Source organism: Bradyrhizobium sp. S3.12.5 (assembly GCF_040548225.1).
Lineage (GTDB): Bacteria > Pseudomonadota > Alphaproteobacteria > Rhizobiales > Xanthobacteraceae > Bradyrhizobium > Bradyrhizobium cytisi.
Map to the genome: position 1 here is coordinate 226,306 of NZ_JBEPRF010000008.1, position 22,748 is coordinate 249,053.

Here is a 22,748-nt window from a genome sequence, read left to right on the forward strand (position 1 = left end):
GCCCCACCTGATCGGAGATCGGTTCTCTCCCTCGCTCCTCCCTCCGGCGCACTAGTTCTCCCGCATGCCGCGACGTATCGCGTCCGTCATCGGTTGTGTGAGATAGGCCAGCACGGTGCGTTCCCCGGTCGCGATGAGAACGTCGGCCATCATCCCCGGCTTGAGCCTTTCTCGGATCGTCTCGGGGAATTTCGCCACCTGCACCGAGACCTTGACCTCGTAATAGGGTTGATGCGTCGCTTCATCGCGAACCGCATCGGCTGCGATCGAGAGAACTTCGCCGACGGCGATCGGGGTGGAGCGCGCCTTGAACGAAGGAAGCCGGATTTCCGTGGGCAATCCGACCTGTACATGATTGATATCGAGGGACGACACTTTCGCCGCGACCACGAGCACGTCGTTATCGGGCACGACCTCCATCAGGACCTCGCCGGCCCTGATCACCGCTCCCACCGTATGGACTTTCAAATTCACAATGCGTCCGGAACGCGGTGCTCGCACCTCCATCCGAGCCAGAACGTCGTCAGCGGCCCGCAGCTTCTCGCGCGCGTCGGCAAGTTGCGCCCTCGTCTCGGTCAGCTTTCCGGTCGCTTCCTCCAGGACTTTCTGTCCGACCTGCTCGATCTGCAACCTCGACTCGTCGATCACGCGCCCGTAGCGGGCGATATCGGCCTCGTAGGCGCCGATCTTGCCATCGAGCTCGGACTTGCTGCGCTCAAGGGTTGCGACACGGGCGAACGCAACGATCCCCTGGTCGGCGAGCGGCTTGAGCTTGGCATATTCCTGGCTCACGCTATCGAACTGCGCCCGCGTCGCCTTGCTTTGCGCATCATTTCCCTGAATCTGCCGCTGCGCCTGCGCAATGCGCTCTTCAAGAATCGATACCTCGATTTTTCGCGCGGCGCGGCGTTCGTCAAAACGCCGCTTCTGGTCGCCCATCGCGCGTTGCGCCGATGGATCGGAAGCATTCTGAGTCAGTTCGGCGGGAAACGTGATCTTATCGCGTCCCTCGGCTTCTGCCTGTAAGCGCGCCTCCTCGCCAATCGCCGAATAAACGGCCGAGCGCGCGATCCCCTCCTTCGCCCGTTCCTGGGTTGAATCGAGTCGCAACAGGACCTGCCCTTCTGCGACATGAGCGTCGCCGGTCACCATCAGACTTTGAACGATGCCGCCTTCAAGGTGCTGCACGGCCTTCTTGTCGCTCTCGACCACGACCGAGCCCGTCGCCACCACGGCGCCATCGATCGAGGCCAGGGCGGCCCAACCGCCAAACACGACGAATGTGAAGAACACGATGGCGAAGCCCCGCCTCGCTGGAGTGTGCCAATCGCCGGACGGGCCACCAGCGGCTTGCCCCGAGCCCCGCAGCGAAAGCAACGGCCCAATGGCCATCGCAAGACGAGGAAGCCGCCTTGCCAGTGACCGCAAATTGGCTATGGCGTCGGACAGGATGTGGCGCGCCCGAGGCCTGCCGCTCGCGCTCAAGCGCTTCAGAAGCTCCGTGAATTCATTTTGAGGAGAGGCTTCTTTGACCGACATCATGTTGTCCATCATTGCCTCGTCGCGTGAGCTGCGCGCACCGGCTTCGCAAGAGGCGCGTTGAGGGGAGCGCCGTCGGCGCGATGATGAGCTTCGACTTGGTGACGGTGCTCACCCGGCGCTCGCGCATCGCGATGCATCGGCGTGACCGCCTGCCCCAGCAGCACGGGAAGAAGTTCGTCGCGTGTTCCGACCCGCCCGAGGCGTCCTTCGTGCATGAAGACGATCTTGTCGACCAGGGCGAGCAGGTTGGGGCGGTGATTGATGATCACGACCGTTACGCGGTGCTTCCGGAGCGTCTGGATCGCATCTGCGAGAGCGCGGTCGCCATCGCCGTCCAAATTGGCATTCGGCTCGTCGAGCACGACCAGCACGGGCCTGCCGAACAGCGCGCGCGCCAACCCGATGCGCTGCCGCTGACCGCCCGAAAGACCGGCCCCGTTATCGCCGACGACGGTGTCATAGCCCTTCGGAAGCCGCTGAATCATGGCATGCGCGGACGCCAGTTGCGCAGCCTCGATGACCGATTCATCCGTCGCGTCGTCGCGAAAGCGAGCGATATTGTCGCGCACCGTGCCGGCGAACAGCTCGACGTCCTGCGGAAGATACCCTAGGCGTTGCCCAAGGAAATTAGGATCGAAATGCCTTGTGTCGTTCCCATCGATGCGCACGCAACCGCGGACGACGGGCCAAGAGCCGACAAGAGCCCGTGCCAGCGACGATTTCCCGGAGCCAGACTGTCCGACTACTGCAACGATCTCACCGGGGGCCAAGTGGAAAGAAACATCTGCGACCGCCGGCATTTGGGATCCGGGTACGAGCACCGTGACGGCTTCGACCGAAACCTCACCAGCCAGTGGCGGCAACTTGGTTGGCGGGCGCTCTGAAGCCCGAGTTCGAAGCGCGGCGTCGAGCCGCGCATACGACGTACGCGCGACGACGAGAGCCTTCCATTGCGATACGGCCGCTTCCACCGGTGCAAGCGCGCGCCCCATGATGAGCGAAGCCGCGAACAGAACGCCTCCCGAGATCTCCTGCTGAATTGCGAGATAGGCTCCTACTCCCATGATCGACACCTGGAGTGCCATCCGCAGGAATTTGGAGATCGCAAGGAGCGTGCCACCGCGTTCGCCCGCGCGGGCGCCGTCGAGAAGCGCCTCGCCATGTGTCGAGCTCCAGGCGTTGCGCACGGCGGGTCCCATTCCCAACGCACGGATGGCCTCGGCGTTGCGTAGCGAGGATGTCAATCGGTCCAGGGCATGAAGGTTTTTCGACGCGGCCGCAATGAGCGGCGCCTTGGTGGCACGCTCATTGAGGAAGGCCAGAAAGAGAATGGCAACCGCACCGGTCAAAGCGACCAAGCCAATCAAAGGATGAAGCAGGAAGCATATTGCCAGGAATATCGGTGTCCACGGCACGTCCATCAACGACGTGATCACACCACCCGACAGGACCTCGCGCAGAGTGTCCACGTCACGAAGCAGTTGGACGTGATGCGAGCTGCTCGTGCTCAGGGAATGGCCGAGCGCGGTCTCGAAGACTTCCCCGGAAAGGAGCTGGTCGAACTGCAGGCCGACTTGCACCAGGACCCGGCTGCGAAAATGCTCGAGTGCCGCATAGCTGACAAATACCGCGAGCGCGATCAGCGAGAGCAGCAGGAGGGTCATTCCGTTCCGGCTGGTCAGCACGCGGTCGTAGATCTGCATCGTGTAGAGCGGCGAAACGAACACCAGCAGGTTTATGAAGATAGATAGTCCACCTGCCGCAAGCAGGCCAGGACGTATCTGACGGAATCCATCCGCGAGCGCGGAAACCTTTGCCGAAGCGTACATGTGCATATCCGGGCGGCCCTTGGACGGGCAGCGGCAAGCAGTTGAAATTTTGCATGTGATCGAGCGCGAGCGCTCGCATTCCAACATTCCGCCTTGCGCAGAATGGCACCCCGGCCCGCGGCCACTGCGGCAGCAAGCGATCCCCTAGGCAATTCTCATACGCGGGGCGTGCCCCGCGTATGTCTCTGTTGACGAAAACGGTCTCTCAGATCAGAAGTGCCACGCGTGATGGTCAGTGTGATGACTGATCAGATCTGCCATATGAGTCGCGGCATCCGTGTGGGTCGAAGTGGCATCCGTTGCACCGCTTCCGCTCGCAGTCGCAATCGGCGTTGTGGACGTCGGAGCGATTGCCGACGAGGTTGTCGGTGCGCTCGTCGCAAGCTGCGAAAAATCGAGCCCGTGATGGTGATGATGGTGCTGACCATCGGTCGTCGTCGATGTCGAACCGCCGGACGAACTGCCGCTGGTCGAGCCCGTGGTCGTGCCACCGGTGGTCGTACCGCCGCCCGCCGCGGTACCTGTGCCGCCGCTCGAGCCAGTGGTTGTGCCACCGCTCGAACCGGTCACGGGTGTCGTGCTACCGCCCGAACTGCCCGTCGAGCTTCCGCTGGTGCCTCCGGCCGGCGTCGTGCTCGTGGCGGTGTTGTGCTGCAGAAATACGCTCTGCAACGCGGACGAGCCCTCGAGTGCCGTATCGCCGTTCTGCGAACCCCACGCATAGGCGTAGTCGAAGGCCGGATTTGGCACGGCCGCCGCCCAATGAGCGAGCATCGTCTGTTCCTGCGCGGCTGTCGGCATCACGTAGTGGCCTCCGCTGTCATCGGCCCAGTTGCCGCCGCCGAAGGTCTGGAACACCGGGACGATGTGGTCCGCCGAAATCCCCGCGGATTCGGCGGCGGTCACGGCCTTGTCGATCATGCTGTAATCGACCGTGCTCATGTCCGACCGGACCGGATACGGATCGATGCCGAATAGATCGATGTGGGTGTTGGTCGGGTTGTAGGTGTTCGCGAACGTCGGATTTTCCGAAGACCCCATGTTCATCATGGTGATGAAGGTCTTTGCGCCGGGAACGTTGGCGTGGATGTAGTCCGACTCAGCCTTGAGGTTGGCCGCCGTCACCAGCGTATTGTACTGTCCCGTCGGATCCGGCTCATCCTTGAGATAGAAGCCGTAGACTTTCGGATTTCCGATGTAGGGCTTCACTGCATCCATGAAGCTCTGGGTGACGCCGTCCCCCTGGTCAAGGTAGACCATGCCGCGCACGCCAGACGGCAATGCATTCAACTCGTCTACCGACGAAACATCGGCCAGGTTGAAGCCAGCCGCGGCTGGCGCGTAGGTACCTTGCGCATTGATGTTGTTACCTGCGGTATAGTGTAGTGTCAAATCGCTTCCCCTATCGTGGTGAGTGCCCCCAGCACCTCCAAGTCTGAGTGCAACCGGCCTCTCATTGCGGGTGAACGTATGTTTACGTTTGAGGCAGGAATCTCGGTTCGATTGGGCGGAACCAAGGGATTATTGTGCCGAAAAGTTGGGCGCTCAATTGCGCCGCAATTTGCCCGATGCATCCTTTCCAGGCGTTTCGCCAACAGCGTCAGTGGTCTGAGGTGCGACGCGCACGCGAGATGCGCCCAGTCTCCGTGCATGGCCGACGTTCACAACCTGATTGAGCTGCTCGAATCACACCGGGAGCAGACCAGCAGAACGGCCAGGCGAGGTACCTCTAATGGAGCATTCGCATCTACGATCATACCGTTCGACCTAACGCTCCGGGGGCGAGCGAAGACGAACAGCGGATAGCCGACAATACGTTGCCCGTTTCGGGTGCCGGCGATCGCGCACAGTGGTTGAAGCGAACCGAGTGGATTTATGGCTCCGGATTACTCCCGACGAAGGATGTTTTCACCGAAGCGTTTCCGTGATTCAGTCCGGGACGTTGGGGGGCCGGATGCGAGTTCATGGCGCGGATTTGGTGTTGAGCAGGTATTGTGGCGCTGAAGCCGAGCAGGCGGAGAGAATTAGGAACTGCAGTTGGGCATCGGATGATTTGGTCTTTTCAGCACTGTTGTCCGAGACCTCTTTCTATCGCCGAAATACGACAGCTGCTATTTTCGTCTGGCCCGCGATCGAACTTCCCGCCTGCCTGCGCACCCCTCGTTCACAGCGCACGCGTTAGCGAACTCTTCGAGTAGAACTAGCTCATTCGCTGCCGAGGATGTCATGGCAGGATTGGTCCAAGCCGAACTCAAGTTTCCACCGGGCTCACGGATTCAGGTGAAGCCGGGAGCCGGTCCTCGCTTGGCTGCAAGGACGGGGACCGTGATCAGGGCTGGATACTATCCGAAGAGTCTCCGCGTGATTCTGGACGGATCGAAGGGACCAATCACTCTTCATATGGACTACGTGGCCATGATCGACACGTGAAGCAGGCGCCACGCTCTCGTCCGAGCACAAAGCCGCCGGGCCTAATTTAGACGAGGCCCGCCGAAGTCCCGGCGACGGCGGGGCGCTCCTTCGCTCTTTGCGCCCGATAACCGGAGGCGCGATACGCCGCTATTGGCGCGATCGCTCCGCCGGCGCGCAGGCGAGCGGCGGCGAGGAGCGGCGAGACATCTGTCGTGAAGGCGCGTTTCAATTCGAGATGCGCGCCGAGCGCATCATTCGTCTCTTGCGCAGCTTCGAGCGCCGCGCGATCGACGATCAGAGCCTGCGCATAAGCACGCTGCAATTCGATTGCCGATTGCATCAAGCTCTCGATCGGATCAGTGACGTTATGCGATTGGTCAATCATATAAGCGGGCGCGACGCCTTCCGCTTTGCGGCGCTCGGCGTCGATCAGCTCGTTGAAGACCAGAAACAGCCGAAACGGATCGACCGAGCCGCTATCGAGATCGTCGTCGCCATATCTTGAATCGTTGAAATGGAAGCCCGCGAGCTTCTTGAAGCGAACCAGCCGAGCGACGATTTGCTCGATATTCACGTTCGGCGCATGATGGCCGAGATCGACGAGGCAATAGGCCTTGGGCCCGAGCTCCTGCGCGGCGGCGAAGCTGGTGCCCCAATCCGGGATCACCGTGGAATAGAAGGCCGGCTCGTAGAACTTGTGCTCGAGGAACACGCGCCAGTCGGCGGGCAGCGCCGCAACGATCTCACGCATTGCGTCGATATAGCGGTCGAGGACCTTGGTCAGACTAGACTGGCCGGCGAAGTTCGAACCATCGGCAATCCAGACCGTCAGCGCTTTCGAACCGAGTTTGCGGCCGATCTCGATGCATTCGATGTTGTGCGCAACGGCCTGGTCGCGCACCGCCTTGTCCGTATGCGACAACGAACCGAACTTGTAAGAGAGCGCTTGCCCGGGCTGATCCTGGAACGTGTTGGAGTTGACCGCGTCGAAGGCAAGGCCATGCGCCGCAGCTTTTTCGCGCAACGCCGCATTGTCATCGACCTTGTCCCACGGAAGATGCGGCGAAACGGCCGGCGTCGCCCGCGCCAATTGATGGATGACGGCGCAATCATCGATCTTCTCGAAGACGTTGCGCGGTTCGCCCGGGCCCGGAAAGCGGGCGAAGCGCGTGCCCCCGGTACCGACGCCCCAGGTCGGAATGGCAACGCCGAAGCCCGTCACCTTCCGGACCAGCGCTTCGGCATCGATCCCGCGCCGCGCCAGCGTGCGTTCAAGCGCGTGATAGTCCTCCGTCGTCGCGCCGTCGAGCCGCGCGTTGTGGTCGGCAATGAAATCGGCGCTGATCGAGAATGGCGCGCTCATCGCGTGAACGCCTGGGCATTGCCGGCATCGATATTGAGGATGTTGCCGGTCGATTTGGCCGAAAGATCGGAAGCGAAAAAGTAGATGCCCTCGGCAATGTCCGCGGGGAAGACCGACAATTTCAACATCGAGCGTTGGCGGTAGACTTCTTCGAGCTGGTCTTCCCCGACCTTGTTGGACGCCGCGCGTTGTTGGCGCCACTCGCCTTCCCAAATTTTTGAGCCGCGCAATACCGCGTCGGGATTGACCGTGTTGACGCGGATGCCGTGCGCCGCGCCCTCCAGCGCCAGGCAGCGGGCGAGATGGATCTCGGACGCCTTGGCAGCGCAATAGGCCGAAGCGCCCGCCGAAGCGGCGAGGCCATTTTTCGAGGCAACGAAGATGATAGTACCGCCGGTCTTCTGGCGCTGCAGCAGCCGGAACGCCTCGCGCGACACAAGGAAATAGCCCGTCGCGAGAATGTCCATGTTCTTCTGCCAAAGTGCAAGACTTGTGTCCTCGACCGGCGACGCCGACGCAATGCCGGCATTCGAGACGACGATGTCGACGCCGCCAAAGGCGAGCGCGGTCTCTTCGAACGAGGCGATCACCGCCGCCTCGTCGGTCACGTCAAGCTTCACGCCGACCGCCGCGTCGCGGCCATAGCGTTTCGCGATCGCCGCGACGCGCTCTTTCAACGCCTCCTCGTCGATATCGGCGACGACGACGCAGGCGCCTTCGTCGAGCAACCGCTGCGCGGTTGCCCCGCCAATGCCGCCGGCGCCACCCGTTACGTAGGCGATCCGTCCGGCCAGCGGCTTCGGCTTGGGCAAACGCTGGAGCTTGGCTTCTTCAAGCAGCCAATATTCGATGTTGAAGGCCTCTTGTTCGGCAAGGCCGACATAGGCGCTGACACCCGAGGCACCGCGCATGACGTTGATCGCGTTGACATAGAACTCGCCGGCGATGCGGGCCGTAGCCTTGTCCTTGGCGAAGGTGAACATGCCGATCCCCGGCGCAAGATAGACGACCGCGTTGGGATCGCGCATAGCCGGCGAATCCGGATGTTTGCAGCGCTCGTAATAGGCGGCGTAATCGCGCCTGTAGGCGGCGAGCAGATCGTCGAGACCGGCGATCACCTCGTCGAGGTTGTCGCGGCCCGGATCGTAAGGGAGAACCAGCGGCCTGATCTTGGTGCGCAGAAAGTGATCCGGGCACGACGTGCCGAGCGGCGCCAGCTTCGTCAGCGAATTGGAGTTGACGAATTCCAGCACTTCCGGCGCGTCGGTGAAATGACCGATCTTGCGCTCGTCGGCGGAAATCTTGCCGCGGATCAGCGGCATCAGTATGGCCGCGACGTCGCAGCGCTTTTCCGGCGCGGCCGTTTCGACCTTGGTGCCCCCGAAGGAAGGCTTCTGCTCATGCGCCGCAAGCCAGTCGGCGGCCTGCTGAATGATACGCAAGGTCGTCTCGTAGCAGGCTTTCGACGTCTCGGCCCACGTAAAGAGCCCGTGGCCGCCGAGGATCACGCCGACATACTCTGGATGTCGCGAGGCCATCTCGCCGAGTTTCAAGCCGAGATCGAAGCCCGGCCGCTGCCACGGCAAGAAACCGAGCTTCCCGCCGAAAACCTCTCTGGTCAGCCGCTCAGCATCGGCCGAGGCGGCGACGGCGATCACCGCGTCCGCATGGACGTGATCGACATGGCGATGCGGCACGAAGGCGTGCAAGGGCGTATCGATCGAGGTCGCGCGCGGATTGAGATCGAAGGTGCAGTGATTGAACAAAGCGACCATCTCGTCCTCTTCGGCGAGACCCCGATAGAGACCTTTCAGGCTCTCGAGCTTGTCGAGGTACAACGTCGCGAAGCCGTCGCGCTTCATCGAGCCGAGGTCGCCGCCCGAGCCCTTGACCCAAAGGACGCGAACGTTCGCGCGGGTCAGCGGATCCCGCGCATCGACCTTGGCCGACGTGTTGCCGCCGCCGAAATTGGTGATGCGCAGATCGACCCCGAGCAAATTCGAGCGATACAGCAACTGGCCCGGCTCATCGAGCCCGGCGGCGACGGCGTCGTCCCATAGATTGGGCAACGGCATGCCCGCAGCCTCGCTCATTGGACGTTCTCCTGTGCTTCGTTTGAAGCCAGCTTATGTCCGACATTCGATCACGGTCAATCATGGATGCCCGTCATCGCGATGCAACATGATTGATGCAGCGCGATAATGATCGATCTTGAAAGTTTGGAGTTGACCCGTCCTCGGGAGCATGACCAATTTACGGGCAAGGGGAGGAAGATCGACGTGCACGAGCGAGAACGCTGGCAGGTCATCAAGGCGCTCTTGCGAGAGCGGTCGCTAGTGCGCATCGCCGATGCCTGCCGCGCGACGGGCGCCTCCGAAGCATCCATCCGGCGGGACTTCGCCAGTCTCGCCGAGCAGGGCGTCGCGATCAGGGTGCATGGCGGGCTTGAGACATTGTCCGACGCAACCAATGCGCAGGGCGACGTCCTCTCCCTTGCGACCCGCTCTTTCGATGTCAGCCAGACGCTCAACATCGATGCCAAGCGGGCGATCGCCAAGGCGGCCGTCGCGCTCTGCGCCGACGGCGAGACGATCATCATCAATGGCGGCACGACCACCTACCAAATGGGTGAATATCTGCGCGAGCGGCACCTGAAAGTGCTGACCAATTCTTATCCGCTCGCCGAAGTGCTGATCCACAAATCGAAATGCCGCGTCGCTCTGCCGGGCGGCGAGGTCTATCGCGAGCAGGGCATGATCGTCTCGCCCTTCGAGGAGGACGCAATCCAGCATTATTCAGCTACGCGCATGTTCATGAGCGCGATCTCGATCGGGCCGCTCGGCGTCATCGAGGGCGATCCCCTGCTCGCTCGTGCCGAGTCCAAGCTGTTGAAGCGCGCCAACAAGTTGACCGTCCTCGCCGATTCCTCAAAATTCAACCAGCGCGGCAGCCTTGTCGTTTGCCCGCTGTCGCGCATCCACACGCTGATCACCGACGCCGACGCACCGGGCGCCGCGCTCGACATGTTGCGCGAACAGGGCATTCATGTCGTCGTCGCGACCGGCGCCGACGCTATCGCGGCGGCTTGAAGCGATGGCGAACGATCAAGCCCTTCGCGAAACCGCCGCGCCGCCTCGCCTTTCGGTGTACAACATCGAGAAGTCCTTTCCGGGTGTGAACGCGCTTTCGGGCGTCTCGTTCAACGTCGCAAAGGGCGAGGTCCACGCCTTGCTTGGCGAGAACGGCGCCGGCAAATCGACCTTGATCAAGATTGTCTCCGGCGTGTTTCCGCCCGACCGCGGCGAAGTGATCGTCGACGGCAAGCCAGTCAATCTCGCGCGGCCGGACGACGCCAGGCGCGCTGGCATTGCGACGATCTATCAAGAGCTGCTGCTGTTTCCTGAGCTCAGCGTCGCCGAAAACGTTTTCATGGGCCATGCGCCGCGTGCGGGGCTCGGCCGGCTCGACTGGCGCGCAATGCGCGAAAAGACGAGACATCTGCTCGCTGCACTGGAGATTCACGACCTGCACGCCGACCGCGTCGTCGGCTCGCTCAGCGTCGGCAATCGCCAGCGCGTCGAAATCCTGCGCGCTCTGTCGCAAGATGCCCGCATCTTGATCATGGACGAGCCGACCGCGGCCCTGACCGAATACGACGTCACCCGGCTCTTCGATATTGTGCGCAAGCTGAAGGCGCGCGGCGTCGCGGTGATCTATATCAGCCACCGGCTCGACGAGATTTTCGCGATCGCCGATCGTGTCACCGTGCTGCGTGACGGGGCGCATATCGCCACCAAGCGCGTCGCTGACACGGCGGCAGCCGAACTCGTGCAATTGATGGTTGGCCGCAAGATCGAAAGCCTGTTTCCGAAGATCACGCTTCCGATCGGCGGACCGGTGCTGGAGGTCAAAGATCTCGAGCGGCGGCCGCTCACCAAAAGGATCAGCCTTACCGTGCGCGCCGGCGAAATCGTCGGCCTTGCCGGCCTTGTTGGCTCGGGCCGAAGCGAGCTGGCGCAGACGATCTTCGGTGTGACGCCTGCCGAAGGTGGCGAAATCAAAATCCGCGGCCAGGCAGTCTACATCCGTTCCCCCGCGCAGGCCCGCACGCTCGGCATCGCTTATGTGCCGGAAGACCGCGGCACGCAGGGGCTGGTGAGGCCGATGACGGTGCGCGAGAACTTCAGCCTCGCCGCGCTAGGCAAGGTCGCATTCGGCGGCTTTATCGATCGCGCCGCTGAGCGCAAGATGGCCAGCGACGGCGTCAAGTGCTTTGCGGTCAAGACGAGCTCGCTCGAGCAGATTGCGGGCAAGCTCTCTGGCGGTAATCAGCAGAAGATCGTGCTCGGAAAATGGCTCGCCAATAAGCCGAAGCTGCTAATTCTTGACGAGCCTACACGCGGCATCGATGTCGGGGCTAAGGCGGAGATCCATCGCCTGATGGGCGAGCTCGCGGCACAGGGGCTCGCGATCCTGATGATTTCGAGCGAGTTGCCCGAAGTGCTCGGGATGAGCGACCGCGTGCTCGTCATGCGTGAAGGTCGTATCGTCGCGGAGTTCTTGCGCGAAGACGCAACGCAGGAAACGGTCGGCGCGGCGATGATGGGCAGCCACAAGAGCGCGGAGAAAGTGGCATGACCGCGACGACATTAATCCACGCCGAAGCCAGCCCACGGCGGCTACTCAAGGCGCTGGCCTCGCAGGAGGCCTTGCTGGCCATCGCAGTGATCGGCCTCGCGATCATCGTCGGCCTTTACAATCCGCGCTTTCTGGCGATGCGCAATCTTTCGGACGTTCTGCTCGGCAACGCCTATATCGCGGTCGCCGCGGTCGGTATGTCGATGGTGATCATCTCCGGCAACATCGACATTTCCGTCGGCTCGCTGATCGGCGTCCTGGCGACCGTCAGCGGCACTTTGGCGGTGGAAGGCGCGCCGATCATCATCACCTGGCTGGCGCCGCTCGTCGTCGGCATCCTCGTGATGGCCTTTCAGGGCGCCATCATCGCGTATCTGCGCATTCCAGCCATCGTCGTGACGCTCGGCATGCTCTCCATCCTCAAAGGCGGGCTGATCGGCGTCACTGGCGGCAAGTGGATCACCGATCTGCCCGACAGCTTCCATCTCGCCAACATCGAGCTTTTCGACGCCGTGCCGATGCCGGTGTTTCTCATGATCGTCGCGACGATCCTAGCCGCCTGGTGGATGCGCTATTCGGCGCCGGGCCGTGCGATCTACGCAGTAGGCGGCAACGCGGAGGCGGCGCGTCTCTGTGGTATCTCGCCGCCGCGGGCCACGGTGATGGTTTTCGCGCTGCACGGCTTCTTCGCCGGCGTCGCGGCCCTGCTCTATGCGACGCAACTCCGCGTCATACAATCGACCGTGCCGCCGAATCTCGAATTGACGATCATCACTGCGTCGGTCGTCGGCGGCGTCAGCATTCTCGGCGGCGTCGGCACTGTGATCGGCTCTACTCTCGCCGCGATTCTGATCGCCGAGATCGCCAGCGCGCTGGTGTTCACCGACGTCTCGCCGTACTGGATCCGCGCAGTGCAGGGCGTGCTCATTCTTATAACCGTCATCGCCGATATCTTGCGGCGCCGGCGCATGGCCAGAGCATGAGCGCGATGAGCGAAATCCCCCTTCCCCAGATCGCGAAGCGCGTCGCCCCCTGGTGGCTCCTGCGACATGAGACCATGCTGGCGCTGATCCTCTTCGTCGCGCTGATCATTCTCGGCGCCCTGAACAATCGCTTTCTGACGCTCGACAATCTGCTCAATCAGGGCCGGCTGACGACCGAAGTCGGGCTCATCGCCCTGCCTATGACCTTCATCATCATCACCGGCGGCATCGATCTTTCGGTCGGCTCGATCGTCGGGCTCTGCGCTATCTTGCTTGGCTATTCATGGAAGACCTTCGGTTTTCCATTGCCCCTGGCAATCGCCTTCACGCTCGTCGTCGGCGCTACCGCCGGCTTCTTCAACGGCCTTGGTATCACCAGGCTCAGAGTGCCGCCGTTGATCATGACAATCGCGACGCTCGCGCTCTATCGCGGCCTTGCCGAGGGCATAAGCCAGGCTCGCTCGGTGCGCGGGTATCCGGAATGGTTCTATTTCATCGGCCAGTCCGATCTCTTCGGCGTGCCGGCGCAGCTCTGGCTGCTGTTGATCGCGATCGTCGTCGCCGGGATTGCGCTCGACCGCACGACTTTCGGCCGCACACTCTATGCGATCGGCAACAATGAAACCGCCGCTCGCTTTTCCGGCTTGCCGGTCGATCGCGCCAAGCTAATCATCTACACTTTGTCCGGCTTGATGGCGGGACTCTCAGCCGTCGTCCTCGTCTCGCGCGTGACGACGACGCGCTCCGACATGGGTATTGGCTATGAGCTCGACGTGATCGCGACGGTGGTGCTCGGAGGCACCAGCATATTCGGTGGCGTCGGCACGATCTGGGGCACCGTCGTCGGCCTCGCAATGATCCAGCTTCTGAAAAATGGGCTCGCGCTAACCGGCGTCAAGGGCGATGCTACGATTGTCGTGATCGGCACGGTGCTGATCCTGTCGACACTTGTCGCGAGCTTGCTCCAGCGACGCCGCGGCGTCTGACGTTCTGTTTCTTAAGGCCGCACAAAGCGGCTGCAACGTGGGAGGAAGAGCATGAAACTCGGATTAGCCATAGCGCTGATGAGCGCGACGCTGCTGGCCGGTACGGCCTATGCGGCGGAGAAGAGATGGGACGGCGCGGACGATCTACCGGTCAATCCGCTTGCCTGTTCGGCTGGCGAGGCCAGCGCCGCGCCTGCGGCCAAACCTTACGATGGTGGCCAACCCACCAATGCGCCCGACAAGGCCGGCAAGCCGATCTCGCTGGTCGACGTGCCGAAGCTGATCGGCATCGGATATTTCAATGCGACCACGAAAGGCATGCAGGACGCCGCCAAGGCGCTCGGCAACGTCGCAGCGAAGACCGACGGCCCGACCGAAGCCAAGATCGACGAGCAGATCAAGTTCATCGACAATTACATCACCAGCGGCGTCGACGGCATTCTCTTCGCAGCCAACGATCCGGTAGCGATCGCGCCGGTTCTGAAGAAAGCACTCTCGAAGGGTATTCATGTCGTCGGCTATGACGCCAACTCGACACCGAATGCGCGCGAATGGTTCGTCAACCAGGCCGAGTTCAACGGCATCGCCAAGGCGATGATCGACTCGATGGCCAACGAGGCCGGCGAGGACAAGAGCTTCGCGATCGTCACCTCGACCTTCACGACTCCAAATCAGGCGCGCTGGATCGCCGAAATGTGGGCCTACGCGCAGAAGTGCCATCCCAAGCTGAAATGGCTCGAAACGGTCGAAGCGCAGGAGGACAACAATCTCTCCTTCAACCAGGCGACGACGCTGATCAACAAGCATGGCGACAAGCTCTCCGGTCTTTTCGGCATGACCTCGGTCGCGACGCCCGCTTCGGCGGAAGCCGTGACCAAAGCTAAGCTATGCGGCAAGGTCGCGGTGGTCGGCCTCGCCACGCCCAACGCGATGAAGCCCTATGTCAACGCCGACTGCGTCAAGTCCGTCGTGCTGTGGAACCCGGTCGATCTTGGCTATGCGGCAACCTACGTGATGCGCGCTGTGGTCGACGGCAAGCTGAAACCCGGCGCGACCTCGGTCGAAGCCGGCAAGCTCGGCAAGCTGAACGTCGTCAACGGCAGCGAAATTCTGCTTGGGGCGCCCTTCATCTTCACGAAACAGAACATCAAGGATTTCGACTTCTGATTTGGGCTCGTCGCCCGGCCGTCGAACGCGGCCGGGCGACACACTCTTGGCCTTCGTTGTCATTGCCGCGACAAGCCGGCTATAACGCGATGGCGACGTTGCTTGCCGAGATGTTCCATGTGCCTTGAGCTTCACGATGAGCCAGACGGTCGCAGTTTTTGACATCGGCAAGACCAACGTAAAGCTTGCCTTGTTCGACGACGGCCGGCTTCTCTGGGAAAAGTCGGCGCCCAACCGCGTCCTGCCGGGCCCGCCCTATCCGCATGAAGATGTTGAGAGCGCTTGGAACTTCTTCCTCGACGCGCTTCGTGAGGCCGCACTCACGCATCAGATCAGCGCGATCGTTCCGACCGCGCATGGCGCAGCCGGCGCTTTGATCGGTGAGAGCAAGCTCGCTGCTCCCGTCATGGACTACGAATTCGCGGGCGTAGAAGTGATCGAATCCGATTATGCTAGGCTGCGGCCGCCCTTTTCGGAGAGCCTGTCGCCGAAAGTACCGGCCGGCCTCAATCTCGGCCGGCAGCTCGCCTATCAGAAGTGGCGCCGTCCGGATCTTTTCGCCAAAGCAAGGTATTTCGTTGGCTATCCGCAATATTGGGCTTGGCGCCTGACCGGCGTCGCGGCCTCGGAAGTCACCTCGCTCGGCGCCCATACGGATCTCTGGGCGCCGCGGCAGGGACAGGTCTCGAGCCTCGTCAAAGCTCTTGGCGTCCACCACTTGCTGCCGCCGCTGCGCCGCGCCTTCGACCCGCTCGGTCCGATTCAGCCGGACATCGCTGCCCTAACCGGGCTCGCGCCTGAAACGCAAGTCTTTTGCGGTATCCACGATTCCAACGCTTCACTTCTGCCCTACCTCATCTCGCGCCAGGCACCGTTCACCGTGTTGTCGACCGGCACCTGGGTGATCCTGATGTGTGTGGGCCTTTCGCTCGATCAGCTCGATCCTCGCGACGACACGCTCGCCAACGTCGACGCGCTCGGCCGTCCCATCGCCTGCGGGCGTTTCATGGGAGGACGCGAATTCGCCGTCATCGCGGGCGGCGGCGGCAATCCGGATCTCGACGCGGTTGAGCGCGTCATTGGCTCCGGCGCGATGGCACTGCCCTGCTTCTCCGGCCAGGGCGGACCTTATGCGGCGACCAAGGGCATAATTCGCGGCGAGGTTGCGGCGCACGATCAGACCGCACTGGCGACGCTGTATTGCGCCCTGGTTGGCGATCTCATGCTGACGCGCATGGGAGCGACCAGCGGCGATCTGATCATCGAAGGGACCTTCGCCGGCAATCTCGCCTTCTGTCAGACGCTCGGGGCATTGCGGCCGAAGCAGCGCGTCTTTGCGGCGGAGGACGTGGTGGGCACGGCGCGCGGCGCCGCAATGCTGGCGCACTGGCCGCCAGGCTATCCCATTACGGCGCCGGCGCCCGTCCCTGCAGCTTCGATCGCGGGCCTCGATGCGTATCGCGATGCCTGGACGGCGGCGATCAACTCGATCGCTCGCCGAGCTACGAATGCTTGATTTCGCGAACCGTCGCCTTCCGGCGGGAGCTGCGACGGGCAATAATTCTAACGGAAGCCGTAAGCCAATCCAAATCGCGAATTCGCGCGCACCGAGGAGGCGCGCTCTTCAGCGCGGCACGACGGCCGTCGCTTCGATCTCGAGGCGCGCGGAGGGCTCGACAAGGCGCACGACCTGCACGAGCGCCATGCTCGGGTAGTGGGTGCCGATGACCTCGCGATAGACTTTGCCGAGCGCCTTGAGATTGGACACGTATTCGTCCATGTCCACGACATACCAGGTCAGGCGCACGAGATGTTGGGGCTCTGCGCCGCCCTCTGCCAGGATCGCGACAATGTTTTCGAGTACCAGCCGGACCTGCGCGACAAACCCGTCGGCAAATCGGCACGCAACGTCCCAACCGACGACACCCCCCGTCACGACAAGGCGTCCCTCGGCCATCATACCGTTAGAATAGCCTTTCGGCTGCGGCCAGCCGCCGGGCTGAAGCATCTGCAAACCGCTGGTCGCGCCGGCTTCCGGCTTTCTCATCGTGCTCATGCGGAATTCTCAATTCTCTCAGCGCGGCTTCAAGAGGTCGCGCGCGACAATCAGCTTCTGGACCTCGGTCGCGCCCTCGTAGATGCGTAGCGCGCGGATTTCGCGATAGAGGCTTTCGACGATCTCGCCCTTGCGCACACCGCGACCGCCGAACATCTGGACGGCGCGGTCGATGACGCGCTGCGCGGTCTCGGTTGCGGTCAGCTTTGCCATTGCGGCTTCGCGCGTCGTCGAAAGCTTCTGGACATCGCGGCGCCAGGCCGCGCGGTAGGTCAGGAGTGCGGCAGCATCGGTGTCGGTCGCCATGTCGCCGAGCGCGGCCTGGGTCAGTTGCAGATCTCCCAGCGTCGCGCCGAACATGTGCCGGTTGCGCGCGTGCGACAGCGCTTCGTCAAGCGCGCGCCGGGCGAAGCCCAGGGCTGCGGCCGCGACCGACGCGCGGAAAATATCCAGCGTTTGCATCGCGAGCTTGAACCCGCTGCCCGGCGTGCCAAGGCGGCGGCTCGCCGGGATCCGGCAATTGGTAAAGCGCAACGTGGCCAACGGATGCGGCGCGATGACGTCGATGCGCTCGGCGATGCCGAAGCCGGGATCATCGGGAAAGACGACAAAAGCCGAAATGCCGCGGGCGCCCGGCGCCTCGCCGGTTCGCGCAAACAGCGTGTAGACGTCGGCAATGCCGCCGTTGGAGATCCAGGTCTTCTCGCCGTCGATGACATAGTCGTTGCCGTCGGCGCGCGCGGTGCAGGACATCGCCGCGACGTCCGACCCCGCCTCCTTCTCGGACAGCGCGAAGGCCGCAAGCCATTCGCCGGAGCGGACCTTTGGCAGTACGGCCTTGCGCAGCTCCGCAGCACCGCCGAGCGCAATCGCGCCTGAACCGAGCCCCTGCATGGCGAAGGCGAAATCGGCGAGGCCATCGGCATAGGCAAGCGACTCGCGCGACAGGCAGATCGAGCGAGAATCGATCGTCGCCGCATCGCCATCGGGAGCCGCGACCGCGCAATCGAGCAGCCCGGCCTCACCCATCGCGCGCACGAGCCTGCGGCAGGCGCCATCGATGTCGCTGTGATCGATCTTGTCGAGGGCCCCCGACTGCACGAAGCGGTCGAGTACATCGCCAATCGCATGATGACGCGGCTCGAAAAACGGCCAGTCAAGCCATTCGCGCCGGATCACCTTTGCCACGGAGCTCATCTGATCCCTCCTCCGCTCACTGAGCAGCCGGCCGGGCCGCCGCCGATACAGACTATGCGCATGATCCCCTAGCTTTCGCGGGGTCACGCCATGTGGTGAACCTTCACCTCAATTAGTTTAAGCCTAAAATATTTTGTCGGTGCATGCCTTGTCAAGGTGGGTTCTGCAAAGAGCTCGGGCGACGGGTTCGGCTCCGCAGTGTCGACCTTGAGATACAGTGCCAATTGGATACAGAGCAGCGCCGGTTCCGAGACGCCCGGGCTAAGCCTTGAATTTACTTTTGGCACGAACTATCTTGCTAGCGACCCATGAGAGCTGCGCCAGCTTTCAACAAGCCACGAAGCCCGGGAGATTCGATTGGCATTCGCGAAAGAGCCGACGCCTGTTTCAGCCAGGAATGGGGTGGATCAGGAGGCCGAGTACAGGGCTCAAACGCGAGTTTGGCTCCGGCTGCTCGCCTGTACGACCCTGATCGAAGGCGAGCTGCGGCGCCGGTTTCGCGATGAGTTCGATTTCACGATGCCCCGCTTCGATGTTCTGGCTCAGCTCGACCGCGAGCCGAGCGGGCTTGTGCTGGGAGAGCTGCCCAAGCGTCTGATGGTCTCGGCCGGGAACCTCACGCCGATCGTGGACCGCCTGGTCGCGGATGGATACATCACCCGCACGCCGTCGAACCTCGACCGCCGCGTGCAGATTGTCTGCATGACGGTCGAAGGCCGCAAGACCTTCAGGCGAATGGCTAAGAGCCACGGCGCGTGGCTCGCTGAGCTGCTGGCGGATTTCCCCGCGGACCGGTTCGACGGCTTGATCGGCGAGCTCGACGAGCTCAAGGGCGCTGTGAGGGACGCTCTGCAAAAACCTTGAGCGGGCGCAACTGTCAGCGTCGCACTTTCACTCCGGCCGCTTCGCGATCCCATGTATCCGCAGTGACGCCCGCGTCGCGCAGCACGCCCTTCTTGATCTTGCCGTTCTCCGTCAGCGGCATCTGGCTCAAAATGCGCACGTAACGCGGGATAGCGAAATAAGCGATCTGTCCTTCGCAATGCCTGACGATGTCGACCGGGTCGAGCGATTGGCCCGGCTCCAGCAGGATCGCCGCCGCAACCTCGTCCTCGCCCAACTCCGACGGCAGCGGGTAGATCGCGCAGGCGGCGACCGCGCGGTGGGACTGGATGGTCTGCTCGACCTCCCACGAGGACACGTTCTCGCCGCGCCTGCGGATCGAATCCTTCATGCGGTCGATGAAGCGATAGTGTCCGCCAGGATCTCGAACCACACGATCGCCCGAGTGAAACCACAGATTTCGCCAGGCATCGACCGTCTTCTCCGGCAAGCCGAAATAGCCGGTGGCGAAAGCAAAGGGCTCTCCGGCGCGAAGCACGAGCTCGCCGGCCTCTCCATCAGGAAGCGCTGTATCATTCTCGTCGACGATCCGCGCCTCGATGCCGTCGGCCAGATAGCCCATCGTCCCCGGACGATCGGACGGGATCGCGCCTGCAAATACGAAGTTCGTCTCGGTCGACCCATAGCCGTCGACCAACGGCACGCCAAAGCGTTCGCGGAACGGACCGTGGATCTGCGGCGGCACGCCGCCGCCAAGCGCAACGCGAAGGCGATGCGTCGAATCCTCCGCGCTCTGCGGCTGCGCCAGAAGCATTGACGCCATCGCGCCGAGCAGATAGCCGACCGTCGCATCGTGCCGCCGCGCGGCAGCCCAGAAGCCGGAAGCGGAGAATTTCGACTCGAGCACGTAGGTGCATCCGTTCAGCAGCGCCTGATAGAACGCATTCAGCGCGTTGGTGTGGAACAGCGGCAGCGTCGTGAACAGCACATCGCCCTCGCGGATTCCGAGCGCCCGCGCCGAATAGATGCCCCACCAGAACAGTTGTGCCTGCGGACAACACACACCCTTTGCAGGCCCCGTCGTGCCCGACGTATAGAGAATCGCAACGGTGTCGCCCGGACGCACGGCACCTGCCGGGGCCGCGGCTCCCAGCGCCGGCAACGGTACCGCGGAAAGCCTGGCATCGCTGGCCCCGGCAGCAGCTCCGATGATCCAGGTCCGAGGCGGCAGCTCGACACCCGCCTCGACACTCTCGATCGCGCTAGCGAACTGGGCCTCGACGACAAGGAGCGCGGGACGCGAGTTGCGAAAGATGTGGGAGAGCTGGAAGCCGCGGAGCGCGGTATTGATCGGGACCGCGATGGCGCCGAGCCACGCACAGCCGAGGTAGACCTGCAAGAACTCCGGACGGTTCGAGCACATCAGCGCGACCCGATCGCCCGGCTTGATCCCCGCGTCGATGAGCGCCTGGGCCGACGCGGCCGCGATCGCCGCGGTCTGCGCAAAGGTCCAGCGTGCCTCACCCGCAACCAGCAATATCCGCTCACCGTAGCGTTCCGCCTGCCGCGTGAGGAAGGTGGAAAGAATCCGGTCCGACGGCGGAAACGACGTCACCGCGCGCGCCCAGGCCGGCGTCACGTTCTCCCCGCCGATCGCTTTGCTGATATTCGCCGGCGCCTCGTTCTCCGTTACGATCATGCTCCCGCCTCAGGGCAACAGCTTGTATTTGCCGTCCTCGATCTGGACCATGATGCGTGAGCGATCGTCGACGCCATGCCGATCCGCCGGCGTATAGGTGTAGACGCCCTGCGTTCCCACGACCTCCTTGGTCGCGAACAGCGCCTGACGAAGCGCGGTACGGAATTCCGGCGACCCGGGCTTGGCGCCGGTCGCCATCGCGCGCTTGCCCGCATCGGCGAAGACCAGCCAGCCGTCGAAGGAATAGGACGAGAACGAATCCGTCGGTGCCTCGCCGTTCGCCTTCTCAAAGGCCGCACGGAAATCCAGGGCAACCTTCTGGATCGGATTGCTGGCCGGAAGCTGCTCCGCCGCGGTCACAGGTCCGGTCGGGCAGATGATGCCGTTGGCGGCCTTGCCGGCAAGACGGAGGAAATCGGCGCTGATCAGCCCGTGATTGCCGTAGAGCGGCCCCTTATATCCGCGCTCGGACAAGGCGAGGACCGGCAACGCGCCGGGCGTCCCGGTGCCGCCGAGCATGATGGCGTCGGGACGTGCAGCGAGAGCGCGCAGCACCTGGGCCGTGACCGAGGAGTCTGATCTGGCGTAGCGTTCGTTGGCAATGACCTTGATATCGGCGGTCTTCGCACTTTGATCGAGCGAATTGTACATGAGATCGCCGAACGCATCGGAGAAACCAATGAATGCGACGGTCTTCAGGCCCCGTGCCTTCATGTGGTCGACGATGCCTTGTACGAGAAGCGGCGTTGGTTGCGGCGTCTGGACGACCCAGGGGCCGCCATCACCGGCCGGCACCGGCGCGATCGGAGACACCGCGATCATCGGAATCTTCATCTCGATGGCCGCAGTCGCCATCGCGAGCGTCTGGGGTGCGCCGGACGTGCCGATGAGCACATCGACCTTCTCCTGCTCGACGAGCTTGCGTGCGTTGCGCGCCGACGCGGTCGGATCGGAACCGTCATCAAGCTGGATGACCCGGATCTTCTCGCCGCCGACCTCGCCGATATAGGTCTGGCCCGCCGCGATCCCCTTCGCGTTCGGAATTCCGATCGACGACACCGGTCCGCTGAGGCCGGTGACGAATCCGACGAGGATCTCGGCGTGCGCAAGTTGCGGGACGGCAAGAAGCAATGCGGTCGAGGCCAGCAAGCTCTTGATCAAGTTCATGGCACCTGTCTTTCGTGGGAGTTTCTTGTTCTGATTGGCAAGCGCCATGGATTGGGTTCAGATTGACGATACCAGCGCGATGACGCGAAGCGGACTGCCGGAGCCGTTCTGGATCTTCAGCGGCGAGGCCACGATGATGGCGCCGGTGGCCGGAAGCTGATCCAGATTGCACAGGCATTGCAGGCCGTAGCGGCCCGCGCCGTGCAGAAAGTGATGCGCCGGATAAGGCGGCTCGAAATGCCCGGCCTGCCCCGCATCCGTGCCGATGGTCTCGGTGCCAAACCCGATGACGCCACGCTCCTCCACCAGCCACTTCATGACGGCCGGGTTGGGGCCCGGCGTGTGTGCGCCGTCATCCCCGAGATTGGCGTAGTCGCGCCAACCCTTCTTCGACCAGTCGGTCCGCAGCAGCACCCAGTTCCGCTCCGGGATTCGTCCATGCTTGGCTTCCCAGGCTTCGACGAGCGGGACCGTCAGCAGGAAATCGGGATCCTGAGCCGCCTGCGCGGAGCAGTCGATGACACAGGCCGGCGCGATCATGTCCTTGGCCGGCATGGTGTCGACGGCATTGTTCGGCAGGTTCTTGCCGGTGAACCAGTGAATCGGCGCGTCGAAATGCGTGCCGGTATGTTCGCCGAACGTGACATTGTTCCAGTACCAGGCCGGGCCACGACCATCGTATCGCGAGATTTCCTGGATGCGGACCGGCGCTGCCTGGCCGAACTCCGGCGGCAGCACGATGACCGGAAAATCCGGACTGAGTGTGAAGGTCAGATCGACGACGCGCACCGCGCCGGAAGAAATCGCACTCGCCAGCTCCAGGAGATTGTTGCTTTGCATCGTCACGTCCTCCGGCTTGGTTGAAA

Annotated in this window: 17 protein-coding genes; 7 read left to right on the forward strand and 10 right to left on the reverse strand. The window is 63.0% G+C overall.

The window, feature by feature from the left end; all coding sequences use genetic code 11:
- Window positions 1-51: 51 nt before the first annotated feature.
- The 5 genes from ABIC09_RS14035 to ABIC09_RS14055 all read right to left on the reverse strand — a co-directional run bounded on the left by ABIC09_RS14035 (window position 52) and on the right by ABIC09_RS14055 (window position 9,239).
- Entirely contained in the window at window positions 52-1,554 is a 1,503-nt protein-coding gene (locus ABIC09_RS14035; protein WP_354109618.1) for an HlyD family type I secretion periplasmic adaptor subunit, read from the reverse strand.
- Window positions 1,551-3,377: a type I secretion system permease/ATPase gene (locus ABIC09_RS14040; protein WP_148749189.1), complete on the reverse strand. Its 1,827-nt coding sequence runs from the start codon at window positions 3,375-3,377 to the stop codon at window positions 1,551-1,553. Before ABIC09_RS14040 ends, ABIC09_RS14035 begins: the two co-directional genes overlap by 4 nt.
- Window positions 3,378-3,581: 204 nt before the next feature.
- On the reverse strand, window positions 3,582-4,763 hold the full coding sequence (locus ABIC09_RS14045; RefSeq protein WP_354109619.1) for a calcium-binding protein: 1,182 nt from the start codon (window positions 4,761-4,763) through the stop codon (window positions 3,582-3,584).
- 1,084 nt (window positions 4,764-5,847) lie between these two features.
- Entirely contained in the window at window positions 5,848-7,146 is a 1,299-nt protein-coding gene (rhaI, locus tag ABIC09_RS14050) for an L-rhamnose catabolism isomerase (protein WP_354109620.1), read from the reverse strand.
- Window positions 7,143-9,239 (reverse strand): bifunctional rhamnulose-1-phosphate aldolase/short-chain dehydrogenase, encoded by a 2,097-nt coding sequence (locus ABIC09_RS14055; protein WP_354109621.1) that lies wholly within the window; start codon window positions 9,237-9,239, stop codon window positions 7,143-7,145. The genes rhaI and ABIC09_RS14055 overlap by 4 nt, the downstream gene beginning before the upstream one ends.
- Window positions 9,240-9,425: 186 nt before the next feature.
- Here ABIC09_RS14055 and ABIC09_RS14060 point away from each other — a divergent pair, with 186 nt between their 5' ends.
- The 6 genes from ABIC09_RS14060 (at window position 9,426) to ABIC09_RS14085 (ending at window position 16,436) form a co-directional block, all read left to right on the forward strand.
- Window positions 9,426-10,235, forward strand: coding sequence for a DeoR/GlpR family DNA-binding transcription regulator (locus ABIC09_RS14060; RefSeq protein ID WP_354109622.1), 810 nt, complete (start codon window positions 9,426-9,428; stop codon window positions 10,233-10,235).
- A 4-nt stretch (window positions 10,236-10,239) separates the two neighbouring features.
- Window positions 10,240-11,784, forward strand: a complete 1,545-nt coding sequence (locus tag ABIC09_RS14065) for a sugar ABC transporter ATP-binding protein (protein ID WP_354109623.1) — start codon at window positions 10,240-10,242, stop codon at window positions 11,782-11,784.
- Complete coding sequence (locus ABIC09_RS14070) at window positions 11,781-12,767, forward strand: ABC transporter permease (RefSeq protein ID WP_354085757.1); 987 nt, start codon at window positions 11,781-11,783, stop codon at window positions 12,765-12,767. Before ABIC09_RS14065 ends, ABIC09_RS14070 begins: the two co-directional genes overlap by 4 nt.
- Window positions 12,764-13,753 carry an ABC transporter permease gene (locus tag ABIC09_RS14075; RefSeq protein ID WP_354085758.1) on the forward strand — a complete coding sequence of 330 codons (990 nt, stop codon included), beginning with the start codon at window positions 12,764-12,766 and terminating at the stop codon, window positions 13,751-13,753. Before ABIC09_RS14070 ends, ABIC09_RS14075 begins: the two co-directional genes overlap by 4 nt.
- 51 nt (window positions 13,754-13,804) lie before the next feature.
- Entirely contained in the window at window positions 13,805-14,920 is a 1,116-nt protein-coding gene (locus tag ABIC09_RS14080) for an autoinducer 2 ABC transporter substrate-binding protein (protein WP_354109624.1), read from the forward strand.
- Between the two features lie 136 nt (window positions 14,921-15,056).
- Window positions 15,057-16,436, forward strand: coding sequence for an FGGY-family carbohydrate kinase (locus ABIC09_RS14085; RefSeq protein WP_354109625.1), 1,380 nt, complete (start codon window positions 15,057-15,059; stop codon window positions 16,434-16,436).
- A gap of 108 nt (window positions 16,437-16,544) precedes the next feature.
- Here ABIC09_RS14085 and ABIC09_RS14090 read toward each other — a convergent pair whose 3' ends face one another.
- Both ABIC09_RS14090 and ABIC09_RS14095 read right to left on the reverse strand, forming a co-directional pair.
- A complete protein-coding gene (locus ABIC09_RS14090) occupies window positions 16,545-16,976 on the reverse strand; it encodes a RidA family protein (RefSeq protein WP_354109626.1) in 432 nt (143 codons plus the stop codon).
- A gap of 18 nt (window positions 16,977-16,994) precedes the next feature.
- Window positions 16,995-18,173: an acyl-CoA dehydrogenase family protein gene (locus tag ABIC09_RS14095; RefSeq protein ID WP_354109627.1), complete on the reverse strand. Its 1,179-nt coding sequence runs from the start codon at window positions 18,171-18,173 to the stop codon at window positions 16,995-16,997.
- 357 nt (window positions 18,174-18,530) lie between these two features.
- Here ABIC09_RS14095 and ABIC09_RS14100 point away from each other — a divergent pair, with 357 nt between their 5' ends.
- Window positions 18,531-19,037, forward strand: a complete 507-nt coding sequence (locus ABIC09_RS14100; protein ID WP_354085762.1) for a MarR family winged helix-turn-helix transcriptional regulator — start codon at window positions 18,531-18,533, stop codon at window positions 19,035-19,037.
- Between the two features lie 13 nt (window positions 19,038-19,050).
- Here the strand turns inward: ABIC09_RS14100 and ABIC09_RS14105 are convergent, their stop codons facing one another.
- The 3 genes from ABIC09_RS14105 to ABIC09_RS14115 are packed head-to-tail and all read right to left on the reverse strand — an operon-like array spanning window position 19,051 to window position 22,722.
- Entirely contained in the window at window positions 19,051-20,715 is a 1,665-nt protein-coding gene (locus ABIC09_RS14105) for an ATP-dependent acyl-CoA ligase (RefSeq protein WP_354109628.1), read from the reverse strand.
- Between the two features lie 9 nt (window positions 20,716-20,724).
- On the reverse strand, window positions 20,725-21,882 hold the full coding sequence (locus ABIC09_RS14110; protein ID WP_354109629.1) for an ABC transporter substrate-binding protein: 1,158 nt from the start codon (window positions 21,880-21,882) through the stop codon (window positions 20,725-20,727).
- A gap of 57 nt (window positions 21,883-21,939) precedes the next feature.
- Window positions 21,940-22,722: a cyclase family protein gene (locus ABIC09_RS14115; protein WP_187434618.1), complete on the reverse strand. Its 783-nt coding sequence runs from the start codon at window positions 22,720-22,722 to the stop codon at window positions 21,940-21,942.
- Window positions 22,723-22,748: the final 26 nt, after the last annotated feature.